Annotated in this window: 3 protein-coding genes, 1 tRNA gene and 1 rRNA gene; 1 reads left to right on the plus strand and 4 read right to left on the minus strand. The window is 70.8% G+C overall.

The features are described 5' to 3' along the window. Positions 1–59: 59 nt before the first annotated feature. Positions 60–5,459 carry a HAMP domain-containing protein gene (locus IH54_RS0104990; protein ID WP_031513116.1) on the minus strand — a complete coding sequence of 1,800 codons (5,400 nt, stop codon included), beginning with the start codon at positions 5,457–5,459 and terminating at the stop codon, positions 60–62. A 340-nt stretch (positions 5,460–5,799) separates the two neighbouring features. On the opposite strand from IH54_RS0104990, the gene IH54_RS0104995 reads away from it, so the two are divergent. After that, a complete protein-coding gene (locus tag IH54_RS0104995; protein WP_031513118.1) occupies positions 5,800–8,439 on the plus strand; it encodes a SpoIIE family protein phosphatase in 2,640 nt (879 codons plus the stop codon). 60 nt (positions 8,440–8,499) lie between these two features. On the opposite strand, the gene IH54_RS0105000 is transcribed toward IH54_RS0104995, so the two are convergent. The 3 genes from IH54_RS0105000 to rrf form a co-directional block, all read right to left on the minus strand. After that, positions 8,500–8,572: transfer RNA gene (locus IH54_RS0105000), tRNA-Thr, on the minus strand. Between the two features lie 82 nt (positions 8,573–8,654). Continuing rightward, positions 8,655–9,386, minus strand: coding sequence for a DegT/DnrJ/EryC1/StrS family aminotransferase (locus tag IH54_RS0105005; protein ID WP_078861958.1), 732 nt, complete (start codon positions 9,384–9,386; stop codon positions 8,655–8,657). Between the two features lie 135 nt (positions 9,387–9,521). Next, positions 9,522–9,606 (minus strand): 5S ribosomal RNA (rrf, locus tag IH54_RS41370); the annotation flags it as partial.

The following is a 9,606-nucleotide window of genomic DNA, read 5'->3' on the forward strand; positions in this document are numbered from 1 at the left end:
TCCTCGCGCCCTCACACGTGTGAGGGACCCTCCGGTCGGAAAAAATTCAACTTTCTTACTCAGCGCGAGTGCATCCACTGTTCCATGAGGCTCAGCAGGTGGTCGGTGTCCACCGGTTTGGCGACATAGTCCGACGCTCCCGATTCGATGCTCTTCTCCCGGTCGCCCTTCATCGCCTTCGCTGTCAGCGCGATGATCGGCAGCCCGGCGAACTGCGGCATCTTGCGGATAGCCGTGGTCGTGGCGTAACCGTCCATCTCCGGCATCATGATGTCCATCAGCACGATCGCGATGTCGTCGTGCTGCTCCAGCACCTCGATGCCCTCGCGCCCGTTCTCTGCGTAGAGCACGGTCAGCCCGCGCTGCTCCAGGACGCTGGTGAGCGCGAAGACGTTGCGGATGTCGTCGTCGACGATGAGCACCTTCTCGCCGTTGAATCCGCCGGTGAAGCGCGACTCCGCGGGCTCGCCGTGCTCCACCCACTGCTCGGGCGCCGCGGTCTCCCCGCCGCTCTCCACCGCGGCGGCGGGCTGCGGGGCCTGCAGGGCCGAGCGGCGGCGCAGCCGGGCCAGGCTGCTGCCGGGGCTGCGGGTACGGCCGCCCGCGGCGCCGTCCTGCTCACCGGCACCGGCGGGCAACTGCGGTGTCGCGTGCGGGATGTCGGCGTCCCGGCCCAGGCTCAGCGGCAGGTACAGCGTGAAGGTCGAGCCGCGGCCCGGCTGGCTGTCGGCGTGGATCTCGCCGCCCAGCAGCCGGGCGATCTCCCGGCTGATCGACAGCCCGAGGCCCGTGCCGCCGTACTTGCGGCTGGTCGTGCCGTCGGCCTGCTTGAACGCCTCGAAGATCACTCGCATCTTGCCGGCCGCGATGCCGATACCCGTATCGGTCACCGAGAAGGCGATGAGCGGCTGGTCGGGGCTGCGCAGCGTGCCGGCCTCCAGCAGCTGCTCGCGGATCGACTGCGGCACCTCGCTGCCGGCCGGCCTGATCACCAGCTCCACCGAACCGCTGTCGGTGAACTTGACCGCGTTCGACAGCAGGTTGCGCAGCACCTGCAGCAGCCGCTGCTCGTCGGTGTGCAGCGTCACCGGCAGTTCCGGCGAGACCCGCACCGAGAAGTCCAGGCCCTTCTCCGCGGTCAGCGGCCGGAAGGTGGCCTCCACGTAGTCGACGAGCTGCACCAGTGCGATACGCGTCGGCGAGACGTCCATCTTGCCCGCCTCGACCTTCGACAGGTCCAGGATGTCGTTGATCAGCTGCAGCAGGTCGGAACCGGCGCTGTGGATCGTCTCGGCGAATTCGACCTGCTTGGGCGAAAGATTGCCGTCACCGTTGTCTGCGAGCAGTTTCGCCAGGATGAGCAGCGAGTTCAGCGGGGTGCGCAGCTCGTGCGACATGTTGGCGAGGAATTCGGACTTGTAGCGCATCGAGACGGCGAGCTGTTCCGCACGCTCCTCCAGGACCTGCCTGGCCTCCTCGATCTCGGTGTTCTTGACCTCGATGTCGCGGTTCTGCCGGGCCAGGAGTTCGGCTTTCTCCTCCAGCTCCGCGTTGGAGAGCTGCAGCGCACGCTGCCGGTTCTCCAGTTCGCCCGACCGCTCCTGCAACTGCTCTGTCAGCTCCTGCGACTGCTTGAGCAGATACTCCGTCTTGGTGTTGACACTGATCGTGTTGACGCTGATGGCGATGATGTCGGTGATCTGGTTGAGGAAGTCCTTCTGGATCTCCGTGAGCGGCTGGAAAGCCGCCAGTTCGATGACGCCGAGCACTCTGCCCTCGAACAGCACCGGCAGCACGATCACATGGGCGGGCGGCGCCTCACCCAGCCCCGAGGTGATCTTCAGATAACCCGGCGGGACGTTCTCGATGAGAATCGGCCGCTTCTCCACCGCGGCCTGCCCGATGAGCCCCTCGCCGGGCAGGAAGACCGTCGACATGGCACGGCGTGAGAAGCCGTAGCTGCCGCGCAGCCGCAGCTCGTACTCCTCGCCGACCTCCGTGGTGTCCTCGGCGAGGTAGAACGCGCCGTGCTGCGCGGACACCACCGGCGTCAGCTCGCTCATGATCAGGGCGGCCACGTCGCCGAGATCCCGGCGGCCCTGCATGAGGCCGGAGATACGGGCCAGGTTGCCCTTGAGCCAGTCCTGCTCCTTGTTGGCCAGCGTGGTCTCGCGCAGGCGCACGATCATCGTGTTGATGTAGTCCTGGAGCTCCAGGATCTCGCCGGCCGCGTCCACGTCGATGCGCAGGTTGAGGTCGCCGCGGGTCACCGCGGTGGCGACCTGGGCGATGTTGCGGACCTGGCTGGTCAGGTTGTTGGCCATCAGGTTCACCGACTCGGTGAGGTCCTTCCAGATGCCCGAGACCCCGGGCACCCGGGCCTGGCCGCCGAGCCGTCCTTCCGTACCCACCTCGCGCGCGACGCGCGTGACCTCGTCACCGAACGCGGAGAGCTGGCCGACCATCGTGTTGATGGTCGTCTTGAGCTCCAGGATCTCGCCGCGCGCGTCCACGTCGATCTTCTTGGACAGGTCGCCGCGCGCGACCGCCGTCGTCACCTGAGCGATCTGCCGCACCTGGCCCGTCAGGTTCGACGCCATCCCGTTGACGGACTCCGTGAGGTCCTTCCACGTGCCCGCGACGCCCGGCACGCGCGCCTGGCCGCCCAGGATGCCCTCGGTGCCCACCTCGCGGGCGACGCGGGTCACCTCGTCACCGAACGCCGACAGCGTGTCCACCATCGTGTTGATGGTCTCGGCGAGCTGCGCGACCTCGCCGCGCGCCTCGACGGTGATCTTCTTGGTCAGGTCGCCGTTGGCGACCGCGGTGGCCACCGAGGAGATCGACCGCACCTGGCTGGTCAGGTTGTTCGCCATCAGGTTGACGTTGTCGGTCAGGTCCTTCCAGATGCCCGACGCGTCCCGTACCCGGGCCTGGCCGCCCAGCTGGCCCTCGGTGCCCACCTCGCGGGCGACGCGGGTCACCTCGTCACCGAACGCCGACAGCGTGTCCACCATCGTGTTCACGGTCGTGACCAGCGCGAGGATCTCGCCCTTCGCGTCGACGGTGATCTTCCGCGACAGGTCGCCCTGCGCGACCGCGCTCGTGACGTCGGCGATGTTGCGGACCTGGCTGGTCAGGTTGTTAGCCATGAAGTTGACGGACTGTGTGAGGTCCTTCCACGTCCCGCTGACGCCCTTGACCTCCGCCTGACCGCCCAGGATGCCCTCGGTGCCGACCTCGCGGGCCACCCGCGTCACCTGCTCGGCGAAGGAGGAGAGCTGGTCGACCATCGTGTTGAGGGTGTTCTTCAGCTCCAGGATCTCGCCGCGCGCGTCCACGTCGATCTTCTGCGACAGGTCACCGCGCGCCACCGCCGTGGCGACCTGCGCGATGTTGCGGACCTGGGCCGTCAGGTTGCCGGCCATGAAGTTCACCGAGTCGGTCAGGTCGCGCCACACGCCGGCGACGCCCGGCACCTGGGCCTGGCCGCCCAGCCGCCCGTCGGTGCCGACCTCGCGGGCCACCCGCGTCACCTGCTCGGCGAAGGAGGAGAGCTGGTCGACCATCGTGTTGATGGTGTTCTTCAGCTCCAGGATCTCGCCGCGCGCGTCCACGTCGATCTTCTGCGACAGGTCACCGCGCGCCACCGCCGTCGTGACCTGCGCGATCTGCCGCACCTGCGAGGTCAGGTTCCCCGCCATGAAGTTGACGGAGTCGGTCAGGTCCTTCCATGTGCCGCTGACCCCGTCGACGCGGGCCTGGCCGCCGAGGCGGCCCTCCGTGCCCACGTCGGTGGCCATCCGCGTCACCTGGGCGGCGAACGAGCCGAGCTGGTCCACCATGCGGTTCACGGTGTTCTTGAGCTCCAGCATCTCGCCGGAGACGTCCACCGTGACCTTCTGCGACAGATCGCCGTTGGCGACCGCCGTCGTGACCTGGGCGATGTTGCGGACCTGGCCGGTCAGGTTGCGGAAAGCGGTGTTGACGGAGTCCGTCAGGTCCTTCCACGTCCCAGCCGCACCCGGCACCTGCGCCTGCCCGCCGAGGATGCCCTCGACGCCGACCTCGCGGGCGACGCGCGTCACCTCGGCGCCGAACGCCGACAGCTGGTCGACCATCGTGTTCACGGTGTTCTTGAGCTCCAGCATCTCGCCGGAGACGTCCACCGTGACCTTCTGCGACAGATCGCCGCCCGCGACCGCGGTCGTCACCTGCGCGATGTCCCGCACCTGGGCCGTCAGGTTGCGGAAAGCGGTGTTGACGGAGTCCGTCAGGTCCTTCCACGTCCCCGCCGCACCCGGCACCTGCGCCTGCCCGCCGAGCTGGCCCTCCGCGCCGATCTCCCCGGCGACGCGGGTGACCTCGTCGGCGAAGGTGCGCAGCGTCTCGGTCATCGCGTTGATCGTCTCGGCGAGCTGCGCGACCTCGCCGCGCGCGCCGATGGTGATCTTCTGCGTCAGGTCGCCGTTCGCGACCGCGGTCGTCACCTGCGCGATGTCCCGCACCTGGGCCGTCAGGTTGCCGGCCATCAGGTTCACCGAGTCGGTGAGGTCCTTCCACACACCGGCCACACCCGGCACCTGGGCCTGGCCGCCCAGCTCGCCCTCGGTGCCGACCTCGCGCGCGACCCGGGTCACCTCCGAGGAGAAGGACGAGAGCTGGTCCACCATCGTGTTGACGGTGTTCTTCAGCTCCAGCATCTCGCCGTCGACATGCACGGTCACCTTGCGCGACAGGTCGCCCTTGAACACCGCGTTCGTCACGGTGGCGATGTCGCGCAACTGCGCCGTCAGGCGGTACGCCATGGTGTTGACGGAGTCCGTCAGGTCCTTCCAGGACCCCGCGACCCCGCGGACCTTGGCCTGCCCGCCGAGCTTGCCCTCGGTACCGACCTCGCGGGCGACCCGCGTCACCTCGTCGGTGAAGGCCGACAGCTGGTCCACCAGACCGTTGACCGTACGGCCGACCTTCAGGAACTCGCCGCGCAGCGGGTGCCCGGTCCCGTCGGCGTTCTGGGCCCGCAGGTCCATGCGCTGCTCCAGGTCGCCCTCGGCCACCGCCGACAGCACCCGGCCCACCTCGGAGACGGGCCGCACCAGGTCGTCCACCAGCGCGTTGGACGCCTCGATCGCGGCCGCCCAGGCACCCTCGCAGGCTCCCGTCTCCAGCCGCTCGGTGAGCTTGCCCTCCCGGCCGACCACCCGGCGCACCCGGGCCAGCTCCCCGGTGAGGTGCTGGTTGCGGTCGGCGACCTCGTTGAAGACGGCGGCCACCTCGGCCATCACCCCGTCGCCGGTCACCGTCAGCCGTCGGCGGAAGTTGCCGTCCCGCATCGCCGACAGCGCGGAGAGCAGCTTGGTGAGCGCGGCCGCGTCGACCTCGACGGTCCCTCCGGCCCGGGAACGCCCGTTCTTCGTACGCGTGACCGCGCCCCGCGCCGATGCGCCAGACTCCACCGTGTCCCTCCTGGAGGGTCGATCGACCTGCATGTACCCGAGTTGGGCCCCTCCAGTCTTCCACTTTCGCCTGCCGGGCCCACAACATCCGGAGTAACCCGTGCGCAACAGAAGCGTTGACGCTAGGAGCCGTCGCCCCCCGTGTGCACGGGTGCACGCCCCGCGTACGCCCCCCATCCGGCGCGGAACGTTCCGGTTTGACCACCCACGGGACGGCCGGAGCGCGACACACTAGCCTTGCCTGATGGCAGGACGACGCGGTGTGCACGGGCGGGCGACCGCACCCGGCATCCGCCCGCGGCGTCCGCGGGAGACCACCGAATCCGTCATGAGGAGATCTGTGATCACGGCTCGGGCAACGGCCAGCTTCGAACCGGTCGGCAGGTCCGTCGCCGTGGCCAGGGCGTTCGTGCGCGACACGCTGCACGGCTGGGGCTTCGCCGACGTGGTGGACGACGCCGTCGTACTGACCAGCGAACTGGTGACCAACGCCGTCGTCCACGCGGGCACCGCCGCGGACGTGCGCTGTCTGCGCTACGAGACAGCCGTACGCGTCGAGGTCGCCGACCACTATCCCGAACGCGAGGTGCCGCTCCAGGGCCGCGGCCGACCGCACCGCGACCCCGACCACGAAGGTGGCCGCGGGCTGCTGCTGTGCGCCGCCCTCGCCAGCCGCTGGGGCGTGGAGTACACCGCCGCGGGCAAGCACGTCTGGTTCCAGCTCGACCTGCCGGAACGCCCCGCCGGGACGCGCTCGGCCGGCCCGCTGCTGGCCGCCGCCGACCTACCAGAGGCCGACGAGCGGATCCGGGTGGCCGTCGTCCAGGTCGACCGGCAGGGCACCGTCACGCGCTGGAACGACGACGCGGCCGACCTCTTCGGCCACCCCGCCGCCGACGTCGTCGGCAAGTCACTCGCCGACCTCACCGCCTGGCCGCAGACCCCCGGCACCGGCCTGGGCCTCGCCGAGGCCCTCCAGCTCTCCCGCTGGGAAGGCACCTACGGGCTGCGCAACAGCGCGGGCCGCGTCCTGCCCGTCTACGGCTCCCACCTGCGCGTCCGCGACAGCGCGGGCGAGCCCTCCACGGTGTGCCTGCTGGTACGGGCCGAGGAGCGCGCCGTCCTGGAGACCCCGTCCCGCGGCTCCGCGCCCTCCGAGCCGGGCCTCGCACAGCGCGGCAAGAGCAGCGACGCCTTCGAGGTCTTCATCGGCTCCCCCGCCCCGGACGACCTCGACGGACTGCTGCAGCGCACCGTGGAGCGGGCCCGCGACATGCTCGACGGCGACGCCGCCTACCTGCTGCTCGCCACCGACGACGAGACCGAGCTGGAGGTCCGCGCCTCCACCGGCCTGCCCTCCGCCCGCCAGCGCTTCGCCCGCGTCCCCGTCGAGGCAGGCACCGGCCGCTACGGCAGCGCCCGGATGCCCGCCGTCCACGAGGACCTCACCGCCGTACCCGGCGCCGTACCCCTGCTGTCCGGAACGGGCATGCGCTCCGTCGTCACCGTGCCGCTCAAGGTCGAGGGCCGGCTCACCGGTTCGCTCGGCGTCGCCGCGGAGGCCCCGGGCCGCTACTCCAACCAGCAAGCCCTGCGGCTGCAGTTCGCCGCCGACCGCATCGCGCTGGCCGTCGAGAGCGCCCGGCTGACCGAGCTGGAGCGGCTCCGCCGCGGCTCGCTGTCCTTCCTCGTCGAAGCCTCCGACCTGCTCGCCGGGACGCTGGAGCGCGACCAGACGCTGGCGCTCATGGCGCAGATGACGGTGCCCACACTCGCCAGCTGGTGCGCCGTCTACACCATCGCCGAGCAGTCCGAGCCGGAACTGGCCTTCGTCCTGCACGAGGACGAGGACCGCATCGACGGCATCAAAGCCCTCCTCTCCCAGGTGCGCCCGCCGGACCCCGACCCCACTCCCGGCGCCCGCGCCTGGACCGCGCCCTCCGACGCCGCCCACTCCAGCGCCCTGCGCGCCTCGCTGCGCAGCCTCGGCGTGGGCCCCAGCGGCGCGGCCACCCTCCCCGGCCGCCCGGTCAGCGCGCCCGGCGTCGCCCTCGCGACCGCGGCCGCCGTCGGCGGCGAGACGGTCGTCCTGCCGCTGGTCGCGCGCAACCGCGTCATCGGCATGCTCACCCTCGGCAAGCCCACCGACGAGCGCTTCCGCCAGGAGATCCTGGAGCTGGCCGAGGACCTGTCCCGGCGGGCCGCCCTCGCCCTGGACAACGCCCGCCTCTACAGCGAGCGCACCGCCATCAGCCAGGCCCTCCAGCGCAGCCTCCTGCCGCCGGAGCTGCCGCGCGTCCCCGGCGTCGAGGTCGAGGTCGTCTACCGCGCCGCGGGCGAGGGCAACGAGGTCGGCGGCGACTTCTACGACCTCTTCCCCATCCGCGACGGCTGCTGGGGCTTCGCCATCGGCGACGTCTGCGGCACCGGTCCCGAGGCCGCCGCCGTCACGGGCCTGGCCCGGCACGCCCTCCGCCTCCTCGCCCGCGAGGGCTTCGGCGGCCCCGCCGTCCTGGAACGCCTCAACGCCGCCATCCTCGACGAGGGCGCCCGCAGCCGCTTCCTGACCCTCCTCTACGGCGAGCTGTGGCCGCAGCACGACGGGAGCGCGGTGCTGCGCATGGTCTGCGCGGGCCACCCGCTACCGCTTCGACTGCGCCCCGACGGCTCGGTGGAGTCCGCCGCCGAACCGCAGCCGCTGCTGGGCGTGATGGACGACCTGGAACTCGTCGAGCAGTCCGTGACCCTCGACCCGGGAGACGTCCTGCTGTGCGTGACGGACGGGGTCACGGAACGCCGTGAGGGCTCCCGGATGCTTGGCGACGACGGCCTCGCGGACGTCCTCGCCACCTGCACGGGCCTCACCGCGGGCGCTGTCGCCGCCCGCATCCAGCGCGCCGTCGAACGCTTCGCCGCCGACGCCCCGTCCGACGACATGGCCATCCTGGCGATGCGTGTCCCGGCCCTCCCGCAGGACTGACCGCCGGGCCCCGAACGCAGAAAGGCCTCCCGCTCTCAGCGGGAGGCCTTTCCTTGTCAGAGCCCCAATACGGAATCGAACCGTAGACCTTCTCCTTACCATGGAGACGCTCTACCGACTGAGCTATTGGGGCGCGTCGACGGGAAGATCGTAGCCCATGAACGGCTGTGCGGGAAACTCAGCCGCCCGCCCCGGGCCGCTCATCTCCCGCCTGCTCACGGCCTCGATCGCATGAGCCCGCCGAGCGAGTTGCAGGTGTCCGCGATGTGCGTCAGCTCCCGCTGCGTGATGCCGGGATGCACCGGCAACGACAGCGAGTCGGCCGCTACCCGCTCGGTCTCCGGCAGCATGTCCCCCGACCGGTGCGCCGGCATCCGGTGCACGGGCACGGGTACGCTCACGGTCGCCCGAACCCCGCGCGCCGCCAGGGCTGCGGCGAAGGCGTCCCGGTCGGGCCGCCCGTTACCCGGGACGCGCACGGTGTAGCGGTGGTAGAGGTGGTGCGCCCCCAGCGCGGTGTAGGGCACGACGACCCCCTTCAACGCCGAGTCCAGGAACCGCGCGTGCGCCCGCCTCCGCGCCACCGCCCCGGCGTCGTCGACGGCTGAGCCCTCCTCCACAAGGGCCAGCGCATGCCGCTCGGCCAGCTCGGTGAGTGCCTCCATGGGCGCCGGGTGCCCGAAGACGTGCACAGGCACGATGGCGGCGGTCCGGGAGGTGACGCCGGCCGCGACCGCGGCCGGGTCGAGGCAGAAGGTCCGCGGGTCTATGTCGGCGAAGACCGGTACGGCACCGGCCAGCCGTACGGCGTCGGCGGGCGCTCCCGGCCCGAAGGACGGCACGATGACCTCGTCGCCGCCGCGTATCCCGAGCCCCACGAGCACGTCGCGAAGAGCCGCGGCCGTCGTGTCCGAAGCGATCCTGTGCCGCGGTCCGGCAGTCGTCATCTGCTGCACGTCTCCACACCTCCGCCTGTTCGGGACGTTCAGCGTCCCGGCGCTATGTGAACACCCGGTGACGGGCAGCAAAAAAGGCCCCGGCCCACGAGACAAAGCTCGGGGCCGGGGCCTCCTGCAATATTTGTTCGGCGGTGTCCTACTCTCCCACAGGGTCCCCCCTGCAGTACCATCGGCGCTGAAAGGCTTAGCTTCCGGGTTCGGAATGTAA

It is taken from the genome of Streptomyces sp. NRRL F-5123 (assembly GCF_000721495.1).
Taxonomy (GTDB): domain Bacteria; phylum Actinomycetota; class Actinomycetes; order Streptomycetales; family Streptomycetaceae; genus Actinacidiphila.